A 20,957-nucleotide genomic window follows, 5' to 3' on the forward strand; every position below is an offset into this window, starting at 1 on the left:
CGGATTTGATGGCGCTCACAAATTCAGGGGCTTGCAGGGATTAAGCTGCCTCTCTTCAGGCGAGGTGGCCTGAAAACGCCAGGCTATAAACGCCGGGGTTATCATAACTGTACAAGGAAATGTGCCGTGAAAATGGAGAGTCATGACCGCTTACGCCGGTCACTGTTAAAATTGCCACTGTTAGCTGCGTTACCTGCGATTAGCTCTGCCAAAAGCTTGCCGCTATTATCGGGTAACACACAACCACTACCCACAGGCAATAGCATGGAACGAACTCTGTTACTGAAGAATGCTGAATGTGTGGTCTGCATGGATGCTGACCGTAGGGAAATAGGTAACGCCTCTATTCTGATAAAAGGAAATAAGATCCTTGCAGTCGGGGAAGCACGCTCGTTACCTGATAGCGCGGATGAGATCATCGATCTGCGAGGACATATTGTCATCCCTGGCCTGATCAATACGCATCACCACATGTATCAGAGCCTGACCCGCGCTATTCCTGCAGTGCAAAACGGCGAGCTCTTTAACTGGCTGACCCACCTCTATCCACTGTGGCAGAATCTGACGCCTGAGATGATTCATATCTCAACACAGATCTCCATGGCCGAGTTAATGCTCTCCGGCTGCACCACTACCAGTGACCATCTCTACGTCTACCCGAATGGCTGTAAGCTTGACGACAGTATTGAGGCTGCAGCCTTAATGGGCATGCGTTTCCATGCGAGCCGGGGCAGCATGAGCGTCGGTAAGTCCCTGGGTGGCTTACCACCCGATGCACTGGTAGAGGATGAAGCCGCCATTCTTAAAGATACGCAGCGTGTGATTGAGCGCTACCATGATGACAGCCACGGTTCGATGTTACGCATCGTGGTTGCGCCATGTTCGCCGTTTTCAGTCAGCCGTGAGCTGATGAAGCAATCCGCAGCGATGGCACGCAGCTTCAACGTCTCAATGCACACCCATCTGGCGGAGAACGACAGCGATATCCGTTATAGCCGTGAAAAATTCAATATGACGCCAGCACAGTATGTTGAAGACCTCGGCTGGGTAGGACCGGATGTCTGGCATGCACACTGCGTCAAACTGGATCAGCATGGCATAGAACTCTTTGCACGTACCGGTACCGGCGTCGCGCACTGTCCCTGCTCGAACATGCGTCTCGGTTCCGGTATTGCGCCGATACGCCATATGTGTGATGCCGGCGTACACGTGGGTATGGGTGTGGATGGCTCAGCCTCCAATGACAGCTCAGACATGATGGCCGAGGTTCGTCAGGCGATGCTGCTGCAACGCGTTGGCTTCGGCCCGGATGCGATGACGGCACGTCAGGCACTGGAACTGGCGACGCTGGGTGGAGCAAAGGTACTAAACCGCGATGATGTGGGCACCATTGCGCCGGGCATGATGGCCGATCTGGCCATTTTTGACCTGAATCGAATTGGACTTGCCGGGGCAGGGCACGATCCTGTAGCCGCCCTGGTGTTCTGTAATCCGGGACAGGTTGCCTATAGCATCATTAACGGAAAAGTCCGGGTACGGGACGGACAAGTGGCCGGAATTGAACTGCCAGCCGTGTTGCGTCAGCATAACCAACTGGCCAGGAAACTGGCTGGTTGAGTCAGAAGGGCACTTTATTTGGGAGGCGACGAAAAATAAGGCAGATTACATTTGCTACTGTTCGCACTATTCCCTAGAATACGCCCTCCCTGTCATCAGGGGAAATCAGCGGCTCGATTGAGAGCCGTTTATTTTTTCTACCCATCTGTGAGAACCGGTGTTACAATGCCGCGCCCTCAATTATGGGGCTTTCTAACGACCTGAGGTTTAGGTCCCGAAGTAGTAGTTGACATTAGCGGAGCACTAAAATGATCCAAGAACAGACTATGCTGAACGTCGCCGACAACTCCGGTGCACGTCGCGTAATGTGTATCAAGGTTCTGGGTGGCTCGCACCGTCGCTACGCAGGCGTCGGTGACATCATCAAAGTTACCATCAAGGAAGCAATTCCGCGTGGTAAAGTCAAAAAAGGTGATGTCCTGAAGGCGGTAGTGGTGCGCACCAGGAAGGGTGTTCGTCGCCCGGACGGTTCTGTCATTCGCTTCGATGGTAATGCATGCGTTATTCTGAACAATAACAGTGAGCAGCCTATCGGTACGCGTATTTTTGGGCCGGTAACTCGTGAACTTCGTACTGAAAAGTTCATGAAAATTATCTCTCTGGCACCAGAAGTACTCTAAGGAGCGAACAATGGCAGCTAAAATCCGTCGTAACGACGAAGTTATCGTGTTAACCGGTAAAGATAAAGGTAAGCGCGGTAAAGTTAAGAATGTCCTGTCTTCTGGTAAGGTCATCGTTGAAGGTATCAACCTGGTGAAGAAACATCAGAAGCCGGTTCCGGCTCTGAACCAACCAGGTGGCATCGTTGAAAAAGAAGCTGCTATTCAGGTTTCTAACGTTGCACTGTTCAACGCGGCAACTGGTAAGGCTGACCGTGTAGGCTTTAGATTCGAAGACGGCAAAAAAGTCCGTTTCTTCAAGTCTAACAGCGAAACTATCAAGTAATTTGGAGTAGTACGATGGCGAAACTGCATGATTACTACAAAGACGAAGTAGTCCAGAAACTCATGACAGAGTTTGGCTACAATTCTGTCATGCAAGTCCCTCGGGTCGAGAAGATCACCCTGAACATGGGTGTTGGTGAAGCGATCGCTGACAAGAAACTGCTGGATAACGCAGCAGCAGACCTGGCAGCAATCTCCGGTCAAAAACCGCTGGTCACCAAAGCACGCAAATCAGTTGCAGGCTTCAAAATCCGTCAGGGCTATCCGATCGGCTGTAAAGTAACTCTGCGTGGCGAGCGCATGTGGGAGTTCTTTGAGCGTCTGGTCACCATTGCTGTTCCACGTATCCGTGACTTCCGTGGCTTGTCCGCTAAGTCATTCGATGGTCGTGGCAACTACAGCATGGGTGTACGTGAGCAGATCATCTTCCCAGAAATCGACTACGACAAAGTCGATCGCGTTCGTGGTTTGGATATCACCATTACCACTACTGCGAAATCTGATGATGAAGGCCGTGCTCTGCTGGCTGCCTTTGACTTCCCGTTCCGTAAGTAAGGTAGGGTTACTTAATGGCTAAGCAATCTATGAAAGCACGCGAAGTTAAGCGTGCAAAATTAGCAGACAAATTCTTCGCTAAACGCGCTGAACTGAAAGCGATCATCTCTGATGTGAACGCTTCCGACGAAGATCGTTGGGATGCTGTTCTGAAGCTGCAGAGTCTGCCGCGTGATTCCAGCCCTTCGCGTCAGCGTAACCGCTGCCGTCAAACAGGTCGTCCGCACGGTTTCCTGCGGAAGTTTGGGTTGAGCCGTATCAAGGTCCGCGAAGCCGCCATGCGCGGTGAAATCCCGGGCCTGAAAAAGGCTAGCTGGTAATTGTCACCAATTGAATCACGGGAGTAACACAGATGAGCATGCAAGATCCGATCGCGGATATGCTGACCCGTATCCGTAACGGTCAGGCCGCAAACAAAGTTGCGGTCACCATGCCTTCCTCCAAGCTGAAATTGGCAATTGCCAACGTTCTGAAGGAAGAAGGATATATTGAAGATTTCAAAATCGAAGGCGACATCAAGCTGGAACTGGAACTTACTCTCAAGTATTTCCAGGGCAAAGCTGTTGTAGAAAGCATTCAGCGAGTAAGCCGTCCTGGTCTGCGCATCTATAAGAAAAAAGATGAGCTGCCAAAGGTAATGGCTGGTATGGGCATCGCTGTAGTTTCTACATCTAAAGGTGTCATGACTGATCGTGCAGCGCGCCAGGCAGGTCTTGGTGGCGAAATTATCTGCTACGTAGCGTAATCGGAGGATACATATGTCTCGTGTTGCTAAAGCACCTGTCGTTGTTCCTGCCGGCGTAGAGGTAAAACTCAACGGTCAGGTAATTTCGATTAAAGGTAAAAACGGCGAGCTGACTCGTACTATCAATGATGCTGTTGAAGTTAAGCATGCTGACAACGCTCTGACTTTCGCTCCGCGCGAAGGTTTCGTTGACGGCTGGGCGCAGGCGGGTACTTCTCGCGCGCTGCTGAACGCAATGGTAATCGGTGTTACCGAAGGCTTCACTAAGAAGCTGCAGCTGGTTGGTGTAGGTTATCGTGCAGCCGTTAAAGGCGACGTGGTTAACCTGTCTCTGGGCTTTTCTCATCCAGTCGATCACCAGCTGCCCGCGGGTATCACTGCAGAATGTCCAACTCAGACTGAGATCGTGCTGAAAGGCGCTGATAAACAGCTGATTGGTCAGGTTGCAGCGGACTTGCGCGCCTACCGTCGTCCTGAGCCTTATAAAGGCAAGGGTGTCCGTTACGCCGACGAAGTCGTGCGTACCAAAGAGGCTAAGAAGAAGTAAGGTAACACTATGGATAAGAAATCTGCTCGTATCCGTCGTGCGACCCGTGCACGTCGCAAGCTCAAAGAGCTGGGTGCTACTCGCCTGGTGGTACATCGTACCCCGCGTCATATTTACGCACAGGTAATCGCCCCGAACGGTTCCGAAGTTCTGGTCGCTGCTTCTACTGTAGAAAAAGCTATCACTGAACAACTGAAGTATACCGGTAATAAAGAAGCCGCAGCTGCAGTAGGTAAAGCTATCGCAGAACGCGCAATCGAAAAAGGCATCACTGGTGTTTCTTTCGACCGTTCCGGTTTCCAATATCATGGTCGCGTCCAGGCACTGGCAGATGCTGCCCGTGAAGCTGGCCTTCAGTTCTAAGGTAGAGGTCTAAGATGGCACACATCGAGAAACAAGCTGGCGAACTGCAGGAAAAACTGATCGCGGTAAACCGTGTTTCTAAAACTGTTAAAGGTGGTCGTATCTTCTCCTTCACAGCACTGACTGTGGTAGGCGATGGTAATGGTCGCGTAGGTTTTGGTTACGGTAAAGCGCGTGAAGTTCCAGCAGCGATCCAGAAAGCGATGGAGAAAGCCCGTCGCAACATGGTTAACGTCGCGCTGACCAACGGCACCCTGCAGCACCCAGTTAAAGGTGCACACACGGGTTCCCGCGTGTTCATGCAGCCGGCTTCAGAAGGTACCGGTATTATTGCCGGTGGTGCAATGCGCGCCGTTCTGGAAGTCGCTGGAGTTCATAACGTACTGGCAAAAGCCTATGGTTCTACTAACCCGATTAACGTGGTTCGTGCAACTATCGACGGCCTGGGCAATATGAAATCTCCGGAAATGGTCGCTGCTAAGCGTGGTAAATCCGTTGAAGAAATTCTGGGGTAATCACGATGGCTAAGACTATTAAAATCACTCAAACCCGTAGTTCAATCGGCCGCTTGCCTAAGCATAAAGCCACTCTGGTTGGCCTGGGTCTGCGTCGTATTGGCCACACCGTTGAGCGTGAAGACACGCCTGCAGTACGCGGTATGGTTAACGCGGTTTCCTATATGGTTAAAGTGGAGGAGTAAGAGATGCGTTTAAATACTCTGTCTCCGGCCGAAGGGTCTAAGCACGCTACCAAGCGTCTGGGTCGTGGTATCGGTTCTGGCCTCGGAAAAACCGGTGGTCGTGGTCACAAAGGTCAGAACTCACGTTCTGGCGGTGGCGTACGTCGCGGTTTCGAAGGTGGTCAGATGCCTCTGTACCGTCGTCTGCCGAAGTTCGGTTTCACCTCTCGCAAAGCAATGATCACCACAGAGATTCGTCTGTCTGATCTGGCGAAAGTTGAAGGCGGTATCGTCGACCTGAACGCGCTGAAAGCAGCCAACATTGTCGGTGTTCAGATTGAATTCGTTAAAGTAATTCTGTCTGGTGAAGTTTCTACACCGGTAACGGTTCGCGGTCTGCGTGTCACCAAAGGTGCACGTGCTGCAATCGAAGCTGCTGGCGGTAAAATCGAGGAATAAGTAGCAGATGGCTAAACAACCGGGATTAGATTTTCAAAGTGCCAAGGGTGGCTTTGGTGAGCTGAAACGCAGACTGCTGTTTGTAATCGGCGCACTCATTGTCTTCCGTATTGGCTCTTTTATTCCAATCCCTGGTATTGATGCCACTGTACTTGCCAAACTGCTTGAGCAACAGCGTGGCACCATCATTGAAATGTTTAACATGTTCTCTGGTGGTGCTCTGAGCCGTGCTTCTATCTTCGCACTGGGCATCATGCCGTATATTTCGGCATCGATTATCATCCAGTTATTAACGGTGGTTCATCCAGCGTTAGCGGAAATTAAGAAAGAAGGGGAGGCTGGCCGTCGTAAGATTAGCCAGTACACCCGATACGGTACGTTGGTATTGGCCATATTTCAGTCGATCGGTATTGCTACCGGTCTGCCGAATATGCCAGGGATGCAAGGCCTGGTAATGAATCCAGGCTTTGCTTTCTACTTTACCGCTGTTGTGAGTCTGGTCTCAGGAACGATGTTCCTGATGTGGCTGGGCGAACAGATTACTGAACGTGGTATCGGTAACGGTATTTCGATCATTATCTTCGCAGGTATCGTTGCGGGTCTCCCGCCGGCCATTGGCCATACCATCGAGCAAGCGCGGCAAGGCGACCTGCACTTCCTTCTGTTGCTGTTGGTTGCAGTACTCGTATTCGCAGTGACCTTCTTTGTTATCTTTGTTGAACGTGGTCAACGCCGCATTGTGGTGAACTACGCAAAACGTCAGCAGGGTCGTCGCGTTTACGCTGCACAGAGCACACATTTACCGTTGAAAGTGAACATGGCAGGCGTCATTCCAGCCATTTTTGCTTCCAGCATTATTCTGTTCCCGGCAACGATTGCATCGTGGTTTGGGGGCGGTACCGGTTGGAACTGGCTGACAACAATTTCGCTGTATTTGCAGCCAGGACAGCCGCTTTATGTGCTACTCTATGCGACTGCAATCATCTTCTTCTGTTTCTTCTATACGGCGTTGGTTTTCAACCCACGTGAAACAGCAGATAACCTGAAGAAGTCTGGTGCATTCGTACCGGGAATTCGTCCGGGAGAGCAAACGGCGAAGTATATTGATAAAGTAATGACGCGATTGACCTTAATCGGCGCTCTCTACATTACGTTTATCTGCCTTATCCCGGAGTTCATGCGTGATGCGATGAAGGTTCCCTTCTACTTTGGCGGTACTTCACTGCTTATCGTAGTTGTCGTCATCATGGACTTTATGGCTCAAGTGCAAACTCTGATGATGTCAAGTCAGTACGAGTCGGCACTGAAGAAAGCTAACCTGAAAGGCTACGGCCGTTAATTCAGTTGGTTGAGAAGTTACGGAGAGTAAAAATGAAAGTTCGTGCTTCCGTCAAGAGATTATGTCGTAACTGCAAAATCATTCGTCGCGACGGTGTCGTCCGTGTGATCTGCAGCGCCGAGCCAAAGCATAAACAGCGCCAAGGCTGATTTTGTCACATATTTTTCTTGCAAAGTCGGGTTGAGCTGGCTAGATTAGCCAGCCAATCTTTTGTATGTCAGTGCGTTTCCATTTGAGTATCCTGAAAACGGGCTTTTCAGCATGGGACGTGCTTGTTTAATTATAGGAGTGCATAGTGGCCCGTATAGCAGGCATTAACATTCCTGATCAAAAACATACCGTTATCGCATTAACTTCGATCTTCGGTATCGGTAAAACTCGTTCTAAAGCCATCTGCGCTTCAACGGGTATTGCTGAAAATGTTAAGATCAGTGAGCTGTCTGAAGAACAAATTGATCAGCTGCGTGATGCAGTTGCGAAATTCGTTGTAGAAGGTGATCTGCGCCGTGAAATCACCCTGAGCATCAAGCGTCTTATGGACCTTGGTTGCTACCGTGGTTTGCGCCATCGTCGTGGTCTTCCGGTTCGCGGTCAGCGTACTAAGACCAACGCACGTACCCGTAAGGGTCCGCGTAAACCGATCAAGAAATAATCGGGGTGAGTAAATAATGGCAAAGGCACCAGTTCGTGCACGTAAGCGTGTAAGAAAACAAGTCTCAGATGGCGTGGCTCATGTCCATGCTTCTTTTAACAACACCATCGTTACCATTACTGATCGTCAGGGTAACGCACTGGGTTGGGCAACCGCCGGTGGTTCCGGTTTCCGCGGTTCACGTAAATCCACTCCGTTTGCTGCTCAGGTCGCTGCAGAGCGCTGTGCAGAAGCGGTAAAAGATTACGGAATTAAGAACCTGGAAGTTATGGTAAAGGGTCCGGGTCCAGGTCGCGAATCTACGATTCGTGCTTTGAACGCCGCTGGTTTCCGCATCACTAATATTACTGATGTGACTCCGATCCCTCATAACGGTTGTCGTCCGCCGAAAAAACGTCGCGTATAACGCCCGTTTTTTTAGGATAGTTGGAGAAAGAAAATGGCAAGATATTTGGGTCCTAAGCTCAAGCTGAGCCGTCGTGAGGGCACTGACTTATTCCTTAAGTCTGGCGTTCGCGCGATTGATTCCAAGTGTAAGATTGAACAAGCCCCTGGTCAGCATGGTGCGCGTAAACCGCGTCTGTCTGATTACGGCGGTCAGTTACGTGAAAAGCAAAAAGTTCGTCGTATCTACGGCGTGCTGGAGCGTCAGTTCCGTAACTATTATAAAGAAGCAGCTCGTCTGAAAGGCAACACCGGTGAAAACCTGTTGGCTCTGCTGGAAGGTCGTCTGGACAACGTAGTTTATCGTATGGGCTTTGGTGCCACTCGTGCAGAAGCACGTCAGCTGGTTAGCCATAAGTCTGTTCTGGTAAATGGTCGCGTTGTTAACATCGCTTCTTATCAGGTATCTCCGAATGATGTCGTTAGCATCCGTGAGAAAGCCAAAAAGCAATCTCGCGTGAAGGCCGCTCTGGAGCTGGCTGAGCAGCGTGAAAAGCCAACCTGGCTGGAAGTTGATGCGACTAAGATGGAAGGTGTGTTCAAGCGTATTCCTGAACGTACTGATCTGTCTGCGGACATTAACGAACACCTGATCGTCGAGCTTTACTCCAAGTAAGGCTTAGTACCAAAGAGAGGACACAATGCAGGGTTCTGTGACAGAGTTTCTAAAACCGCGCCTGGTAGATATCGAGCAAGTGAGTTCGACGCACGCCAAGGTGACCCTTGAGCCTTTAGAGCGTGGCTTTGGCCATACTCTTGGTAACGCACTGCGCCGTATTCTGCTTTCATCCATGCCGGGTTGCGCGGTGACCGAGGTTGAAATTGATGGTGTACTTCATGAGTACAGCACCAAAGAGGGAGTACAGGAAGATATCCTGGAAATCCTGCTCAACCTGAAAGGGCTGGCGGTAAGAGTTCAGGGGAAAGATGAAGTTATTCTGACCTTGAATAAATCTGGCATTGGCCCTGTGACTGCAGCCGACATTACCCATGATGGTGATGTCGAAATCGTCAAGCCTCAGCATGTCATTTGCCATCTGACCGATGAGAACGCTGCTATCAGCATGCGTATCAAAGTTCAGCGTGGTCGTGGCTATGTGCCGGCTTCTGCCCGAATTCATTCGGAAGAAGATGAGCGCCCAATCGGCCGCCTGTTAGTTGACGCTTGCTACAGCCCTGTAGACCGTATCGCCTACAATGTTGAAGCAGCGCGTGTAGAGCAGCGCACCGACCTGGACAAGCTGGTCATCGAAATGGAAACCAACGGCACAATCGATCCTGAAGAGGCGATTCGTCGTGCGGCAACCATTCTGGCAGAACAACTTGAAGCTTTCGTTGACTTACGTGATGTACGTCAGCCGGAAGTTAAAGAAGAGAAACCAGAATTCGATCCGATCCTGCTGCGCCCTGTTGACGATCTGGAATTGACTGTCCGCTCTGCTAACTGCCTTAAGGCAGAAGCTATCCACTACATCGGTGATCTGGTACAGCGTACCGAGGTTGAGCTGCTTAAAACGCCTAACCTTGGTAAAAAATCTCTTACCGAGATTAAAGATGTGCTGGCTTCGCGTGGTCTTTCTCTGGGCATGCGCCTCGAGAACTGGCCGCCAGCAAGCATTGCTGATGAATAATCAGATCACAGGTTAAGGTTTCACTGAGAAGGATAAGGTCATGCGCCATCGTAAGAGTGGTCGTCAACTGAACCGCAACAGCAGCCATCGTCAGGCTATGTTCCGCAACATGGCCGGTTCTCTGGTTCGTCATGAGATCATCAAAACGACTCTGCCGAAAGCCAAAGAACTGCGTCGCGTAGTTGAGCCGCTGATTACTCTTGCCAAGACCGACAGCGTAGCTAATCGTCGTCTGGCATTCGCCCGTACTCGTGATAACGAGATCGTGGCAAAACTGTTTAATGAGCTGGGCCCGCGTTTCGCGAGCCGTGCCGGTGGTTACACTCGTATTCTGAAGTGTGGCTTCCGTGCTGGTGACAACGCTCCGATGGCTTACATCGAGCTGGTTGATCGTCCAGAAGCTCAAGCAGAAGCAGCCGCAGAGTAATCTGTAGCAACGTAAAAAACCCGCTTCGGCGGGTTTTTTATTGCCTGAAATTTACTACCTTAGAACTTACTCTTTTCATGTTCAAAGGAGCTAACTATGTGGCTGGTTGATGAACTTGCTGAACAGCACATCAAAGCGGCGCTGGAAAAAGGCGAGCTGAGTAATCTTCCCGGCTCCGGTAAGCCGCTGCAGCTGGATGATGACAGTCATGTTCCGCCTGAGTTAAGAGCAGGCTACCGTTTACTGAAAAATGCGGGCTTTCTGCCGCCGGAGCTTGAGCTCAGACGGGAAGCCATGGAAGTTAACGATCTTCTTCGTAACCTCGATCCTGCGGATCAAAATTATCAGGATCATTGCCATCGGCTTCAGGTGCTGGAGCTAAGATTACGCCAGGCGGGTATCAGTACCGATTTTCTCCATGGCAGTTATTCCACTGCTATTCAGCATCGTTTCCGCGAGGAGGAGTAAATGTTTCGTATCGGTCAGTTAGCTAAGCTTGCGGAGGTGACGCCAGACACTATCCGTTTTTATGAAAAGCAGCAGATGATGGATCATGATGGTCGTACTGAAGGTGGCTTTCGCCTTTACAGCGAGGGCGATCTTCAGCGTCTGAAATTTATTCGTTATGGTCGTAAACTGGGTTTCAGTCTGGAAGCGATCAGAGAGCTACTTTCGATCCGGGTTGATCCTGCGCATCACACCTGTCAGGAATCAAAAGCGATCGTTGAAAAACGGCTGAGTGAAGTTGCTCAGATGATCGCAGAGTTAGAAACGATGCAGCGTTCCCTGCGACACCTTTCCGATGCCTGTTGTGGTGACAGTCACAGTAGCATTTCGTGCTCAATTCTTGAGGCGCTGGAGCGGGGAGAGGCTTCGAGCAAATAAGCATATTGTTATTTTGCTGCAAAGGAATAGAGTATCAGACCATCTCAACAGGAGGCGTCATGAGTAAATATCAGCACACCAAAGGGCAAATCCGCGATAACGCGATTCAGGCTCTGTTACACGACCCACTATTTCGGCAACGCATAGAGCAGAAGCAAAAGGGTAAAGGTAGTTTCAAGCGGAAAGAGAAACATGGCAAGGGGACTGGATGGGAGGGCAGTGATAAGAAAGCGTCTTATCACTGCCCTTCTGCTTTTACGGTTAAAAAAACCGCCTGTGCGGCGGCTTATTAACTAGACCCGGCTATTCTGCTGTTTCAGCAGATCGCGGATTTCAGTCAGCAGAACTTCTTCGTTTGACGGTTTAGCCACTGGCTTCTCTACTTCCTTTTTCTTGTACAGACGATTCATTAACTTGATCGCCATAAAGATTGCGAAAGCGATGATGACGAAATCGAAGATGGTCTGAAGGAAGATACCGTACTGCATTACAACGGCTGGAGCATCACCAACTGCAGGCTTAAGTACCCAGGCGAATGATTTAAAATCGACACCACCAATCAGTAAGCCTAAAGGCGGCATAATGATGTTGGCGACTAACGATGAAACAATTTTACCGAATGCAGCACCGATGATGACACCGACGGCTAAATCCATCACATTGCCGCGCATTGCGAAATCGCGAAACTCTTTGATTAAACTCATACTTATCTCCTTGCCCAAGCCAATGCCATAAAGTCTAACAAACCCTACTGGTTTTGCCATCAACACAGCGAATTAAGCGGCAGTTTTGCGTTCCTTGTGTTCTGTTCGCCTATAAACGCGGCATTTACAGGAAAAATGGACTCGGCTGGAAGAGACGTTCCACATCTGATACAAACTTCTTGTCGGTCAGGAACATGATGACATGATCACCTTGTTCAATTCGCAGGTTATCATTGGCAATCATCACATCGTCTCCACGAACCACTGCGCCAATAATGGTGCCTGGCGGTAGTTTGATATCATCAATGGAGCGGCCGACCACGCGTGAAGTTGATTCGTCTCCGTGCGCTATCGCTTCGATCGCTTCTGCAATACCGCGTCGTAGCGATGAAACGCCCACGATATCCGCTTTGCGCACATGACCAAGCAGGGCAGAAATCGTGGCCTGCTGAGGTGAAATAGCGATATCGATAACGCTGCCTTGTACCAGATCGACGTAGGCGCGGCGCTGAATCAGCACCATAACCTTCTTCGCCCCCATCTTTTTTGCCAGCATGGCTGACATAATATTGGCTTCATCATCATTGGTGACGGCGATAAAGAGATCAACCTGATCAACATGTTCTTCAGCGAGAAGTTCCTGATCTGACGCATCGCCATAAAAGACGACTGTGTCGTGAAGATGCTCTGCCAGTTCTGCTGCGCGCTGGGGGTTACGTTCAATCAGCTTCACGCTGTAATTTTTCTCAAGTTTTTGTGCCAGACCGAAACCGATATTACCGCCACCTACCAGCATAATCCGTTTATAAGGTTTCTCCAGCCGCTGCATTTCACTCATTACCGCACGAATGTTCTGACTGGCTGCAATGAAAAAGACTTCATCACCCGCTTCTACGATGGTTGAACCCTGCGGGCGAATGGGGCGATCCTGACGAAATATAGCGGCTACGCGGGTATCAATGTGTGGCATATGCTCACGCATGATCGACAGCGGATTTCCTACCAGTGGCCCGCCATAATAAGCTTTCACCACGGCGAGGCTGACTTTGCCTTCAGCAAAGTTGACGACCTGCAATGCGCCAGGGTACTGGATTAAACGATAGATATTGTCGATCACCAGCTGTTCAGGCGAGATCAGGTGATCGATAGGCACCGCTTCAGGAATAAATAATTTGTCCGCATCACGCAGATAATCGGCCGCGCGAATACGGGCGATACGATTCGGCGTATTGAAAAGCGAATAAGCAATCTGACAGGCAATCATGTTGGTTTCATCGGAGTTGGTTACGGCAACCAGCATGTCGGCATCTTCTGCACCCGCCTCACGTAAAATGCGTGGATGAGAACCATGACCCTGCACGACGCGAAGATCGAACTTATCCTGCAGGTGACGCAGGCGTGAAGAGTCGGTATCAACCACCGTGATATCGTTGTTTTCACCCACCAGATTTTCTGCCAGGGTTCCGCCAACCTGTCCTGCGCCCAGAATGATTATTTTCATCGCTTATCAATACTCATTTCAGTTTGTACCCGATTTTTTTATCAGCTTAGCGTAGAAGAAACCATCTCCGCCCTCGGCTTCCGGGAATACCTGTAAGCCGTTCGCGGGCGCATCTCCGAGGGGCTCAGCCTGCGCATCATGCTGGCGCTGCAGGAAAGCATCTATCTGCTGATGATTCTCTTCAGGCAGGATGGAACAGGTGGCATAAATCAGTGTACCGCCAGGTTTCAGGTGCGGCCAGATAGCATCAAGAATTTCACCCTGAAGCTTTGCCAGCTCGGCGATATCCCGATCGCGACGCAGCCACTTAATATCAGGATGGCGTCGGATCACACCGGTAGCAGAGCAGGGCGCATCCAGCAGAATACGGTCAAACTGACGATCGCCGCACCACTGTTGCGGCGTTCGTCCATCACCCTGTTTCACGTCTGCTTTCATACCCAGTCGTTGCAGATTCTCATTTACGCGTTTAAGACGCTGCGCATCCACGTCGACGGCCATAACTTCGGCCTGAGGCGCGATTTCAAGGATATGGGTCGTTTTACCGCCGGGCGCAGCGCATAAATCCAGAATCTGTTCGCCGTTTTGGGGCTCAAGCAGCAAGGCACAGCGCTGAGCAGATAAATCCTGCACGGTAACCCAACCCTGATCAAAGCCTGGTAGCTGGCTGACCGGGGCAGGGGCGTCAAGCCGCAGCGCATCCGTCACATCGACAGCAGGCTGTGCATTCCTGCCGCTTTCGGCCAGCATAGCCAGCCACGTGTCACGATCGTGGTGCTGGCGATTAACCCGCAGCCACATCGGCGGACGCAGATTATTTGCTTCGACAATCTGTTGCCATTGTTCCGGCCAGGCATGCTGTAAACGCTTTAGCAGCCATCCCGGATGCAGATAGCGTTGCGGGCCATCCTGAACAGTGGCGAGCAGCTCTTCCCGCTGACGCTGAAACTGGCGTAATACGCCATTTAATAAGCCTTTCATACTGGTGCGCTTCAGTACTTCGGCGCCCGCGACGGTTTCTGCCAGTGCGGCATGGGCAGGCACACGGGTATATTCCAGCTGATAAAGCCCGACCATGATCAGATAGTGCAGAACCCGCTGTTTGCCGGTAAGTGGACGCTCCATCAGTTTGCCAATCAGCGCTTCCAGCTGCGGTAATGTGCGCAATACGCCAAAACAGATCTCCTGCACTAATGCGCTATCTTTGTCAGAGAGCTTTTTCTGGGCGGCTGGCAGTGCCGTATTCAGGGATTCGCCCTTGTCGACCACACGCTCAATAAGTTGAGCCGAGAGGCTACGCAGGTTGATAGATTTAGTCATAGGGTTTTGTCATCAAACAAAAGGCCCGGTGAGGGACCGGGCCTGAGAGTCAGTCCAGAAGGGTTCCAGGTTCAAACCATTCCCGGCGCGAGTTGAGAAGATCCTGAGCCGACATCGGTTTTTTACCGGCGGGCTGCAACTGGAGCAGGTTCAGTACGCCCTGAGCCGTTGCCACCTGGATGCCATGCTTGTCAGCATGGATAATTTCACCAAGCGCACGATCGCAGTGGGGCAGAACGCTTGCCTGCCAGACTTTAACCGGCTGATCTTCAATGGTGAAAAAGCTCATCGGCCACGGGTTAAAAGCGCGAATACAACGCTCAAGCTGTTCTGCAGAGAGTGTCCAGTCAAGACGTGCCTCCTCTTTACTGAGTTTCTCAGCATAGTTGGCCAGCGTTTCATCCTGTTTTTCAGGTGAAGCCTGCTGAGTGGTCAGTAATGTCAGCGTATCCAGCAGCCCCTGTGGGCCAAGCTGTGCCAGCTTGTCATACAGCGTGGCACTGGTATCCTGGGCAGTAATCGGACAGGCCAGCTTATGCAGCATATCGCCGGTATCCAGTCCCACGTCCATCTGCATGATGGTCACGCCGGTTTCGCTGTCGCCAGCCCAGAGCGCACGTTGAATAGGCGCAGCTCCGCGCCAGCGTGGCAGCAGTGAGCCATGGACATTGATGCATCCCAGACGTGGCATATCAAGCACGGCCTTGGGCAGAATTAATCCGTAGGCTACAACCACCATCACATCGGCCTTGAGGTCAGCAACCAGTTGCTGATTTTCTTCAGGTCGCAGTGACTTAGGCTGATAAACCGGAATGTCATGTGCCATCGCCAGCGTTTTGACCGGGCCTGGCGTTAATTTGTTACCGCGACCAGCAGGACGGTCGGGTTGGGTGAATACGGCGATAACCTGATGTTCAGAAGCAAGCAGCGCGTCAAGATGACGCGCTGCAAAGTCAGGTGTGCCAGCAAAGATGATTTTTAGCGGGGCAGACACGTTTATCCCTTATTAAGATCTCAGGAAGCCTGCGCGTTCTGACGCGCCAGTTTCTCTAATTTATTTTTGATCCGTTGCCGCTTTAAAGGCGACAGATAATCGATAAACAGTTTGCCTTCCAGATGATCGATCTCATGCTGGATACAGATGGCCAGTAACTCGCTGGCTTCCAGTTCGAAACTTTTACCCTCGCGATCCAGTGCACGGACCTTTACCCGCTCGGCACGCGGAACAAATGCGCGCTGTTCCGGAATAGAGAGGCAACCCTCTTCAATGCCGGTTTCACCACTTTTTTCCAGCAGCTCAGGGTTAATCAGCACTAAACGCTCTTCACGACTTTCAGAGACGTCAATCACGATAATGCGCTGATGAATATCGACCTGCGTAGCCGCAAGACCGATACCTTCTTCGGCATACATCGTCTCGAACATATCATCAACGATACGCTGAATGTCTGCGTTAACTTCTTTAACGGGCGCAGCAACTTTGCGAAGACGCTCGTCAGGGAAATGTAATACCTGCAAAACTGACATAAATATCCAGATCTGTATTCGGTTAAGAAAAGATTACTACCTTATATTGTAGACTTTTCGAGGCCTGATTGACAGCATTCTGCGGCAGGAAGCAAGGGCGATCAGGGAGCTGAAGATGGACAAAATAGCGCAGTCTGTACGGCTGGCCGCCGTCACTGGAATGACAGGAAAACGCTGGGTTGATGTGGCGCAGCAAATAGGTGCCGGACAGGCAGACAGGGAGCAGCTTATCCGGCTTGGCTTAGATGAGAGCCAGTGCCAGCAATATGATGATTATAATGAAAAAAATCTTACAGAAGTCTATTCCTGGCTGGCTCAGAGTCCGGCTCACCATCTGGTGACTGCTCTGGACGCGGCCTATCCTGCCCGTCTTAAAGAAACCAACCGCTTTCCGCCGCTGCTCTATATTGATGGCGATCCTGCGCTTATCAGCACACCACAGTTAGCGGTGGTGGGCAGCCGAAACTGTTCACACTATGGCCGCTACTGGTGCGACTGGTTTACCCAGCACTTAAGCCTCAGCGGTCTGACCATTACCAGCGGACTGGCAAGGGGTATTGATGGTGTTGCGCATCAGGCAGCACTCAACGTAGGCGGTAAAACGGTGGCCGTGTTAGGTAGTGGTTTGCAGCGGCTCTATCCCAGCAATCATGCCCATCTTGCCGCAGAGATCGTTGAACAGGGTGGTGCGGTAGTTTCTGAGTTTCCGCTGACGACCCTGCCGCATCCGCTTAATTTTCCGCGCCGTAATCGTATTATCAGCGGCCTGAGCCATGGGGTGCTGGTGGTAGAAGCCTCGCTGAAGAGTGGTTCCCTGGTAACGGCGCGGTATGGGCTGGAGCAAAATCGTAATGTCTATGCCTTACCTGGCGCGCTCGGTAACCCGTTAAGCGAAGGCGTAAACTGGCTGATTCAGCAGGGGGCGCTGCTGGTGGCCCATCCCCATAACATCGTGGAAGATCTGGCAAGTGCACTTAACTGGCTGCCGATGACACCGGCCGGTGAAATTTATTCTGAGGTGAGTGACGATGCTCCATTGCCATTTGCTGATGTGTTGGCTAACGTAGGTGATGATGTTACACCTGTTGACGTTGTCGCTGAACGTGCCGGCCAATCTGTGCCAGTTATCTCAGCTCAGTTGCTGGAACTGGAGTTAGCAGGATGGATCGCAGCTGTACCCGGCGGCTATGTCCGATTGAGGAGGGCATGCCATGTTCGACGTACTGATGTATTTGTTTGAGACATATATCCACAACGAAGCAGAAATGGGTGTTGATCAGGACAGATTGACAGACGACCTGACGGATGCCGGGTTCCATCGTGAAGATATTTACAGTGCGCTGAACTGGTTAGAAAGATTGGCTGACTATCAGGAAGGACTGGTTGCGCCAATTTTACTGACAAATGATCCGCTCTCCATGCGTATTTATACCGATGAAGAGAGCAAACGTTTAGATGCTGACAGCCGTGGTTTCCTGCTGTTCCTGGAGCAGATTCAGGTGCTGAACCTGGAAACGCGTGAAATGGTCATCGAACGCATTATGGCGCTGGATACCTCTGAGTTTGACCTGGAGGATCTCAAATGGGTGGTACTGATGGTGTTGTTCAACATTCCCGGATGTGAAAATGCCTATCAGCAGATGGAAGAACTGCTATTCGACGCCAATGAAGGTATGCTGCATTAAATTTCCTTTCATGCATTGATCGCTATGAGTAAAGCTGCACTCTTCACCGTGCGTAAACAGGGTCCCTGCCCCGCTTGCGGGGCAGAACTGGTTATCCGCTCCGGTAAACACGGTCCTTTTCTGGGCTGCGCGAACTACCCGGCATGCGACTACATTCGACCCTTAAAGGGTCAGGCCGATGGTCATGTGGTCAAAGTGCTGGAAGGCCACGCCTGTCCCGAATGCGGTGCGGATAAAGTGTTGCGGCAGGGGCGATTTGGCATGTTCATTGGCTGTAGCCTCTATCCGGAATGCGGATACACCGAAACCATCGACAAACCAGATGAAACCTCGCTGGCCTGTCCACAGTGCCATGAAGGCCGGTTAGTTCAGCGGCGCTCCCGTTACGGCAAAACGTTTCACTCCTGCGATCGCTATCCAGCCTGCCAGTTTGTTGTGAATCTGACACCCATTGCCGGAATCTGTCCTTATTGCCAGTATCCGCTATTAGTTGAAAAAAAGACGGCCCAAGGGATCAAACGCTTTTGCGCCAGTAAAAGTTGTGGCAAAGCCATTGCTGAAGAGAATTCATAGACCATGGAAAATCAACACCTCGCCGATTCACTTGAAACCTGCCTAGAGCAGCTGAATCGACAGGCGGTCATCGCCTATCCTACTGAAGCCGTATTTGGTCTGGGCTGTGACCCTGACAGTGAATCTGCCGTCATGGCTTTACTGGCACTGAAACAGCGTCCGGTAGAAAAGGGGCTTATCCTGATTGCGGCTGATTACACCCAGCTGGAACCTTACATCTCCGCTCGGGAACTGTCTGTGATCCAGCGTGAGCGGATGTTTGCATGCTGGCCCGGCCCGGTGACCTTTGTCGTACCCGTTCCGCCACAAACGCCTCGCTGGCTTACCGGACAGTTTGATTCACTGGCCATTCGCGTCAGTGACCATCCTGATGTGCAGGCCCTTTGCCGCGCATTTGGTAAACCGCTGGTCTCAACCAGTGCAAATCTGTCAGGCCTGCCTCCCTGCCGAACGGCTGAAGAAGTGAAGCAGCAGTTTGGTGAGCAGTTCCCGGTTCTGTCGGGAAAAACAGGTGGGCGGCTCAATCCCTCTGAAATCCGCGATGTCATCAGCGGCGAACTTATACGTCAGGGCTAATTCATGGATCAATTCGCCGTTTTCGGTAATCCGATCAACCACAGTAAATCTCCGCTGATCCATCAGGCTTTCGCTGAACAGACGGGCGTTGAACATCGCTATGGTCGGATTTGTGCCCCGATAGATGGTTTTCCTCAGGCGCTCTCTGCCTTTTTCGAACAGGGAGGCCGTGGCGCCAACGTGACGTTACCTTTTAAACAGCAGGCATGGGAATTTGCCGATCAGCTCAGCGAACGTGCAGCCCTGTCCGGCGCGGTAAACACGGTGAAAAAACTCAGCGATGGGCAGATCCTGGGTGACAACACGGATGGTATCGGGCTGTTAAGCGATCTTGAACGGCTGAAGATGATCAATGCTGGTGACAAGGTTTTGCTGGTGGGGGCGGGCGGTGCTGCACGTGGGGTCATTCTGCCGCTTCTCTCAGCAGGCGTGACACTCACTGTTGTTAACCGTACCGCCGCGCGGGCGGAAGAGCTGGCTGGCCTGTTTGCAGCGAGCGGCACTATCCGCGCATGTGGTTTTGAGCAGCTGACAGATCAGCACTTTGATCTGATCATTAATGCGACCTCAAGCGGTGTGAATGGCGAAACCCCTCCTTTACCTGCAGCAGTCATTCATGCTGATGTGCGCTGTTATGACATGTTTTATCAAAGCGGGCTGACGCCTTTCCTGCGCTGGTGTCAGGCGCAGGGCACGGCTCATCTGGCAGATGGTTTGGGCATGCTGGTGGGGCAGGCTGCTCATGCCTTCTATCTGTGGCACGGTGTGATGCCGGAAATCGCGCCGGTGATTACCCAGCTTAAACAGGCCATGCAGCCATGAATCAGGCGATACAGTTTCCTGATGATGAAACCTATAATGCTGAACTGAACGCGGTCTGTTTCCCGGTGCTGGTCAACGGCATGCGGCTGACCTGTGCAATCAGCGGGAAGTCGCTGGCCTCACGTTTTGGTGAAGGGGAGGCGATGGCGCTGTTTCAGCACCATCGCTGGGATCTGGAAGATGAGGCCGAAGCGGCTATCCGTCAGGATAATATTGATGCTCAGGGCTGGATCTGGTTATCTCCCGCCAGGTAATCATCTTTCCAGGCGACATAATTATTAGCGGAATAGCGTAAACCTTCCTTCTCATTGTCATTCAGCGGCCTGATCTGCCTGACCGGACTACCCAGATAGAGATAGCCGCTCTCCAGTCTTTTACCTGGCGGCACCAGACTTCCGGCACCAATCATCACCTCTTCTTCTACTATTACGCCATCAAGCAGAATCGATCCCATTCCGACCAGCACGCGATCGCCAATGGTACAGCCGTGCAACATCGCTTTATGCCCGATCGTGACATCCTCGCCAATAATAAGAGGGAAGCCTTGCGGGTTAGACGCTGATTTATGCGTAACGTGCAGAACGCTGCCGTCCTGTACATTAGTACGGGCACCAATGCGCACCTGATTCACATCCCCCCTAATCGCAACCAGCGGCCAGATGCTCACGTCGTCCTCCATTATGACATCACCGACCACAACACTGCTTGGATCGACCATAACGCGCTGGCCGGTTTGCGGGAAAAGGTCTTTATATGGACGTAGGGCGGAAGTCATCATGTTCTCCTTTGTTCTGTTTTCAATGCAGCCTGATGCGATTTCAGGCAGCTGACAAGCCAATTCTGGCCTGGATCGCTGGCGATCTCATCAATCTGGATCATTTATAACCGTTCAGATAAAAGATCCAAAAAAAGGGTTGTGCTCTGAAACGGGATCCCTATAATGCGCCTCCATCGACACGGAA

General features: G+C 51.4%; 33 protein-coding genes. 27 read left to right on the plus strand and 6 right to left on the minus strand.

Annotated features, from left to right (window positions below):
• Positions 1 to 264 precede the first annotated feature (264 nt).
• The 21 genes from ACX8ZY_RS02125 to ACX8ZY_RS02225 all read left to right on the plus strand — a co-directional run bounded on the left by ACX8ZY_RS02125 (position 265) and on the right by ACX8ZY_RS02225 (position 11,580).
• A complete protein-coding gene (locus tag ACX8ZY_RS02125; RefSeq protein WP_033772970.1) occupies positions 265 to 1,617 on the plus strand; it encodes an 8-oxoguanine deaminase in 1,353 nt (450 codons plus the stop codon).
• 248 nt (positions 1,618 to 1,865) lie between these two features.
• Positions 1,866 to 2,237 (plus strand): 50S ribosomal protein L14, encoded by a 372-nt coding sequence (rplN, locus tag ACX8ZY_RS02130; protein WP_006120590.1) that lies wholly within the window; start codon positions 1,866 to 1,868, stop codon positions 2,235 to 2,237.
• 10 nt (positions 2,238 to 2,247) lie between these two features.
• Positions 2,248 to 2,562, plus strand: coding sequence for a 50S ribosomal protein L24 (rplX, locus tag ACX8ZY_RS02135; protein ID WP_003850150.1), 315 nt, complete (start codon positions 2,248 to 2,250; stop codon positions 2,560 to 2,562).
• Between the two features lie 14 nt (positions 2,563 to 2,576).
• Positions 2,577 to 3,116, plus strand: coding sequence for a 50S ribosomal protein L5 (rplE, locus tag ACX8ZY_RS02140; RefSeq protein WP_003850155.1), 540 nt, complete (start codon positions 2,577 to 2,579; stop codon positions 3,114 to 3,116).
• Between the two features lie 14 nt (positions 3,117 to 3,130).
• On the plus strand, positions 3,131 to 3,436 hold the full coding sequence (gene rpsN, locus ACX8ZY_RS02145) for a 30S ribosomal protein S14 (protein WP_008927132.1): 306 nt from the start codon (positions 3,131 to 3,133) through the stop codon (positions 3,434 to 3,436).
• A gap of 32 nt (positions 3,437 to 3,468) precedes the next feature.
• Complete coding sequence (gene rpsH, locus ACX8ZY_RS02150) at positions 3,469 to 3,861, plus strand: 30S ribosomal protein S8 (protein WP_003850158.1); 393 nt, start codon at positions 3,469 to 3,471, stop codon at positions 3,859 to 3,861.
• 13 nt (positions 3,862 to 3,874) lie between these two features.
• Positions 3,875 to 4,408, plus strand: coding sequence for a 50S ribosomal protein L6 (gene rplF, locus ACX8ZY_RS02155; RefSeq protein ID WP_003850161.1), 534 nt, complete (start codon positions 3,875 to 3,877; stop codon positions 4,406 to 4,408).
• A 9-nt stretch (positions 4,409 to 4,417) separates the two neighbouring features.
• Positions 4,418 to 4,771, plus strand: a complete 354-nt coding sequence (gene rplR / locus ACX8ZY_RS02160; protein WP_003850163.1) for a 50S ribosomal protein L18 — start codon at positions 4,418 to 4,420, stop codon at positions 4,769 to 4,771.
• A 14-nt stretch (positions 4,772 to 4,785) separates the two neighbouring features.
• Positions 4,786 to 5,286: a 30S ribosomal protein S5 gene (gene rpsE, locus ACX8ZY_RS02165; protein ID WP_003850164.1), complete on the plus strand. Its 501-nt coding sequence runs from the start codon at positions 4,786 to 4,788 to the stop codon at positions 5,284 to 5,286.
• Positions 5,287 to 5,291: 5 nt separating this feature from the next.
• Positions 5,292 to 5,471: a 50S ribosomal protein L30 gene (rpmD, locus tag ACX8ZY_RS02170; RefSeq protein ID WP_003850166.1), complete on the plus strand. Its 180-nt coding sequence runs from the start codon at positions 5,292 to 5,294 to the stop codon at positions 5,469 to 5,471.
• 3 nt (positions 5,472 to 5,474) lie between these two features.
• The gene (rplO, locus tag ACX8ZY_RS02175) at positions 5,475 to 5,909 is read left to right on the plus strand and encodes a 50S ribosomal protein L15 (RefSeq protein ID WP_003850168.1); all 435 of its coding nucleotides are present in this window, start codon (positions 5,475 to 5,477) and stop codon (positions 5,907 to 5,909) included.
• A 7-nt stretch (positions 5,910 to 5,916) separates the two neighbouring features.
• Positions 5,917 to 7,248, plus strand: coding sequence for a preprotein translocase subunit SecY (gene secY / locus ACX8ZY_RS02180; protein ID WP_003850175.1), 1,332 nt, complete (start codon positions 5,917 to 5,919; stop codon positions 7,246 to 7,248).
• A gap of 32 nt (positions 7,249 to 7,280) precedes the next feature.
• The gene (rpmJ, locus tag ACX8ZY_RS02185) at positions 7,281 to 7,397 is read left to right on the plus strand and encodes a 50S ribosomal protein L36 (RefSeq protein ID WP_010252805.1); all 117 of its coding nucleotides are present in this window, start codon (positions 7,281 to 7,283) and stop codon (positions 7,395 to 7,397) included.
• A gap of 146 nt (positions 7,398 to 7,543) precedes the next feature.
• Entirely contained in the window at positions 7,544 to 7,900 is a 357-nt protein-coding gene (gene rpsM / locus ACX8ZY_RS02190) for a 30S ribosomal protein S13 (protein WP_003850176.1), read from the plus strand.
• Between the two features lie 16 nt (positions 7,901 to 7,916).
• Positions 7,917 to 8,306, plus strand: a complete 390-nt coding sequence (gene rpsK / locus ACX8ZY_RS02195; RefSeq protein ID WP_004160563.1) for a 30S ribosomal protein S11 — start codon at positions 7,917 to 7,919, stop codon at positions 8,304 to 8,306.
• A 33-nt stretch (positions 8,307 to 8,339) separates the two neighbouring features.
• The gene (gene rpsD, locus ACX8ZY_RS02200) at positions 8,340 to 8,960 is read left to right on the plus strand and encodes a 30S ribosomal protein S4 (protein WP_008927131.1); all 621 of its coding nucleotides are present in this window, start codon (positions 8,340 to 8,342) and stop codon (positions 8,958 to 8,960) included.
• Between the two features lie 25 nt (positions 8,961 to 8,985).
• Entirely contained in the window at positions 8,986 to 9,975 is a 990-nt protein-coding gene (locus ACX8ZY_RS02205) for a DNA-directed RNA polymerase subunit alpha (protein ID WP_003850179.1), read from the plus strand.
• Between the two features lie 40 nt (positions 9,976 to 10,015).
• Positions 10,016 to 10,402, plus strand: a complete 387-nt coding sequence (gene rplQ / locus ACX8ZY_RS02210; RefSeq protein WP_003850180.1) for a 50S ribosomal protein L17 — start codon at positions 10,016 to 10,018, stop codon at positions 10,400 to 10,402.
• Between the two features lie 96 nt (positions 10,403 to 10,498).
• Entirely contained in the window at positions 10,499 to 10,870 is a 372-nt protein-coding gene (locus ACX8ZY_RS02215) for a DnaJ family domain-containing protein (RefSeq protein WP_022625141.1), read from the plus strand.
• The gene (gene zntR / locus ACX8ZY_RS02220; protein ID WP_010252765.1) at positions 10,871 to 11,287 is read left to right on the plus strand and encodes a Zn(2+)-responsive transcriptional regulator; all 417 of its coding nucleotides are present in this window, start codon (positions 10,871 to 10,873) and stop codon (positions 11,285 to 11,287) included. It begins immediately after the preceding gene.
• A 59-nt stretch (positions 11,288 to 11,346) separates the two neighbouring features.
• The gene (locus tag ACX8ZY_RS02225; protein WP_010252762.1) at positions 11,347 to 11,580 is read left to right on the plus strand and encodes an alternative ribosome-rescue factor A; all 234 of its coding nucleotides are present in this window, start codon (positions 11,347 to 11,349) and stop codon (positions 11,578 to 11,580) included.
• Here the strand turns inward: ACX8ZY_RS02225 and mscL are convergent, their stop codons facing one another.
• The 5 genes from mscL to def form a co-directional block, all read right to left on the minus strand.
• A complete protein-coding gene (mscL, locus tag ACX8ZY_RS02230; protein WP_010671590.1) occupies positions 11,581 to 11,991 on the minus strand; it encodes a large-conductance mechanosensitive channel protein MscL in 411 nt (136 codons plus the stop codon).
• 124 nt (positions 11,992 to 12,115) lie between these two features.
• The gene (trkA, locus tag ACX8ZY_RS02235) at positions 12,116 to 13,492 is read right to left on the minus strand and encodes a Trk system potassium transporter TrkA (protein ID WP_010252756.1); all 1,377 of its coding nucleotides are present in this window, start codon (positions 13,490 to 13,492) and stop codon (positions 12,116 to 12,118) included.
• Positions 13,493 to 13,510: 18 nt separating this feature from the next.
• Complete coding sequence (gene rsmB, locus ACX8ZY_RS02240) at positions 13,511 to 14,812, minus strand: 16S rRNA (cytosine(967)-C(5))-methyltransferase RsmB (RefSeq protein ID WP_421665195.1); 1,302 nt, start codon at positions 14,810 to 14,812, stop codon at positions 13,511 to 13,513.
• 49 nt (positions 14,813 to 14,861) lie between these two features.
• Entirely contained in the window at positions 14,862 to 15,806 is a 945-nt protein-coding gene (gene fmt, locus ACX8ZY_RS02245) for a methionyl-tRNA formyltransferase (RefSeq protein WP_459260606.1), read from the minus strand.
• 20 nt (positions 15,807 to 15,826) lie between these two features.
• Complete coding sequence (gene def, locus ACX8ZY_RS02250; RefSeq protein WP_010252747.1) at positions 15,827 to 16,339, minus strand: peptide deformylase; 513 nt, start codon at positions 16,337 to 16,339, stop codon at positions 15,827 to 15,829.
• A gap of 115 nt (positions 16,340 to 16,454) precedes the next feature.
• Here def and dprA point away from each other — a divergent pair, with 115 nt between their 5' ends.
• The 6 genes from dprA to ACX8ZY_RS02280 are packed head-to-tail and all read left to right on the plus strand — an operon-like array spanning position 16,455 to position 20,249.
• Positions 16,455 to 17,579, plus strand: a complete 1,125-nt coding sequence (gene dprA / locus ACX8ZY_RS02255; protein ID WP_158131345.1) for a DNA-protecting protein DprA — start codon at positions 16,455 to 16,457, stop codon at positions 17,577 to 17,579.
• Positions 17,551 to 18,024 (plus strand): DUF494 family protein Smg, encoded by a 474-nt coding sequence (gene smg / locus ACX8ZY_RS02260; RefSeq protein WP_010252741.1) that lies wholly within the window; start codon positions 17,551 to 17,553, stop codon positions 18,022 to 18,024. The genes dprA and smg overlap by 29 nt, the downstream gene beginning before the upstream one ends.
• A 24-nt stretch (positions 18,025 to 18,048) precedes the next feature.
• The gene (locus ACX8ZY_RS02265; RefSeq protein WP_421665196.1) at positions 18,049 to 18,597 is read left to right on the plus strand and encodes a DNA topoisomerase family protein; all 549 of its coding nucleotides are present in this window, start codon (positions 18,049 to 18,051) and stop codon (positions 18,595 to 18,597) included.
• Positions 18,598 to 18,600: 3 nt separating this feature from the next.
• Complete coding sequence (tsaC, locus tag ACX8ZY_RS02270) at positions 18,601 to 19,173, plus strand: L-threonylcarbamoyladenylate synthase type 1 TsaC (RefSeq protein WP_010252735.1); 573 nt, start codon at positions 18,601 to 18,603, stop codon at positions 19,171 to 19,173.
• A gap of 3 nt (positions 19,174 to 19,176) precedes the next feature.
• The gene (gene aroE / locus ACX8ZY_RS02275) at positions 19,177 to 19,995 is read left to right on the plus strand and encodes a shikimate dehydrogenase (RefSeq protein ID WP_010671594.1); all 819 of its coding nucleotides are present in this window, start codon (positions 19,177 to 19,179) and stop codon (positions 19,993 to 19,995) included.
• The gene (locus tag ACX8ZY_RS02280) at positions 19,992 to 20,249 is read left to right on the plus strand and encodes a DUF1488 family protein (protein WP_033772956.1); all 258 of its coding nucleotides are present in this window, start codon (positions 19,992 to 19,994) and stop codon (positions 20,247 to 20,249) included. The genes aroE and ACX8ZY_RS02280 overlap by 4 nt, the downstream gene beginning before the upstream one ends.
• Here ACX8ZY_RS02280 and ACX8ZY_RS02285 read toward each other — a convergent pair.
• Complete coding sequence (locus tag ACX8ZY_RS02285; RefSeq protein ID WP_033768385.1) at positions 20,216 to 20,770, minus strand: gamma carbonic anhydrase family protein; 555 nt, start codon at positions 20,768 to 20,770, stop codon at positions 20,216 to 20,218. The genes ACX8ZY_RS02280 and ACX8ZY_RS02285 overlap by 34 nt on opposite strands.
• Positions 20,771 to 20,957: the final 187 nt, after the last annotated feature.

The organism is Pantoea sp. XAF26B01_ASV70 (assembly GCF_054512635.1).

Coding starts and splice junctions, on each gene's coding strand:
- ACX8ZY_RS02125 (WP_033772970.1), top strand. CDS start 265: ATGGAACGAACTCTGTTACTGAAGAATGCTGAATGTGTGGTCTGCATG.
- rplN (WP_006120590.1), top strand. CDS start 1,866: ATGATCCAAGAACAGACTATGCTGAACGTCGCCGACAACTCCGGTGCA.
- rplX (WP_003850150.1), top strand. CDS start 2,248: ATGGCAGCTAAAATCCGTCGTAACGACGAAGTTATCGTGTTAACCGGT.
- rplE (WP_003850155.1), top strand. CDS start 2,577: ATGGCGAAACTGCATGATTACTACAAAGACGAAGTAGTCCAGAAACTC.
- rpsN (WP_008927132.1), top strand. CDS start 3,131: ATGGCTAAGCAATCTATGAAAGCACGCGAAGTTAAGCGTGCAAAATTA.
- rpsH (WP_003850158.1), top strand. CDS start 3,469: ATGAGCATGCAAGATCCGATCGCGGATATGCTGACCCGTATCCGTAAC.
- rplF (WP_003850161.1), top strand. CDS start 3,875: ATGTCTCGTGTTGCTAAAGCACCTGTCGTTGTTCCTGCCGGCGTAGAG.
- rplR (WP_003850163.1), top strand. CDS start 4,418: ATGGATAAGAAATCTGCTCGTATCCGTCGTGCGACCCGTGCACGTCGC.
- rpsE (WP_003850164.1), top strand. CDS start 4,786: ATGGCACACATCGAGAAACAAGCTGGCGAACTGCAGGAAAAACTGATC.
- rpmD (WP_003850166.1), top strand. CDS start 5,292: ATGGCTAAGACTATTAAAATCACTCAAACCCGTAGTTCAATCGGCCGC.
- rplO (WP_003850168.1), top strand. CDS start 5,475: ATGCGTTTAAATACTCTGTCTCCGGCCGAAGGGTCTAAGCACGCTACC.
- secY (WP_003850175.1), top strand. CDS start 5,917: ATGGCTAAACAACCGGGATTAGATTTTCAAAGTGCCAAGGGTGGCTTT.
- rpmJ (WP_010252805.1), top strand. CDS start 7,281: ATGAAAGTTCGTGCTTCCGTCAAGAGATTATGTCGTAACTGCAAAATC.
- rpsK (WP_004160563.1), top strand. CDS start 7,917: ATGGCAAAGGCACCAGTTCGTGCACGTAAGCGTGTAAGAAAACAAGTC.
- rpsD (WP_008927131.1), top strand. CDS start 8,340: ATGGCAAGATATTTGGGTCCTAAGCTCAAGCTGAGCCGTCGTGAGGGC.
- ACX8ZY_RS02205 (WP_003850179.1), top strand. CDS start 8,986: ATGCAGGGTTCTGTGACAGAGTTTCTAAAACCGCGCCTGGTAGATATC.
- rplQ (WP_003850180.1), top strand. CDS start 10,016: ATGCGCCATCGTAAGAGTGGTCGTCAACTGAACCGCAACAGCAGCCAT.
- ACX8ZY_RS02215 (WP_022625141.1), top strand. CDS start 10,499: ATGTGGCTGGTTGATGAACTTGCTGAACAGCACATCAAAGCGGCGCTG.
- zntR (WP_010252765.1), top strand. CDS start 10,871: ATGTTTCGTATCGGTCAGTTAGCTAAGCTTGCGGAGGTGACGCCAGAC.
- ACX8ZY_RS02225 (WP_010252762.1), top strand. CDS start 11,347: ATGAGTAAATATCAGCACACCAAAGGGCAAATCCGCGATAACGCGATT.
- mscL (WP_010671590.1), bottom strand. CDS start 11,991: ATGAGTTTAATCAAAGAGTTTCGCGATTTCGCAATGCGCGGCAATGTG.
- trkA (WP_010252756.1), bottom strand. CDS start 13,492: ATGAAAATAATCATTCTGGGCGCAGGACAGGTTGGCGGAACCCTGGCA.
- rsmB (WP_421665195.1), bottom strand. CDS start 14,812: ATGACTAAATCTATCAACCTGCGTAGCCTCTCGGCTCAACTTATTGAG.
- def (WP_010252747.1), bottom strand. CDS start 16,339: ATGTCAGTTTTGCAGGTATTACATTTCCCTGACGAGCGTCTTCGCAAA.
- dprA (WP_158131345.1), top strand. CDS start 16,455: ATGGACAAAATAGCGCAGTCTGTACGGCTGGCCGCCGTCACTGGAATG.
- smg (WP_010252741.1), top strand. CDS start 17,551: ATGTTCGACGTACTGATGTATTTGTTTGAGACATATATCCACAACGAA.
- ACX8ZY_RS02265 (WP_421665196.1), top strand. CDS start 18,049: ATGAGTAAAGCTGCACTCTTCACCGTGCGTAAACAGGGTCCCTGCCCC.
- tsaC (WP_010252735.1), top strand. CDS start 18,601: ATGGAAAATCAACACCTCGCCGATTCACTTGAAACCTGCCTAGAGCAG.
- aroE (WP_010671594.1), top strand. CDS start 19,177: ATGGATCAATTCGCCGTTTTCGGTAATCCGATCAACCACAGTAAATCT.
- ACX8ZY_RS02280 (WP_033772956.1), top strand. CDS start 19,992: ATGAATCAGGCGATACAGTTTCCTGATGATGAAACCTATAATGCTGAA.
- ACX8ZY_RS02285 (WP_033768385.1), bottom strand. CDS start 20,770: ATGACTTCCGCCCTACGTCCATATAAAGACCTTTTCCCGCAAACCGGC.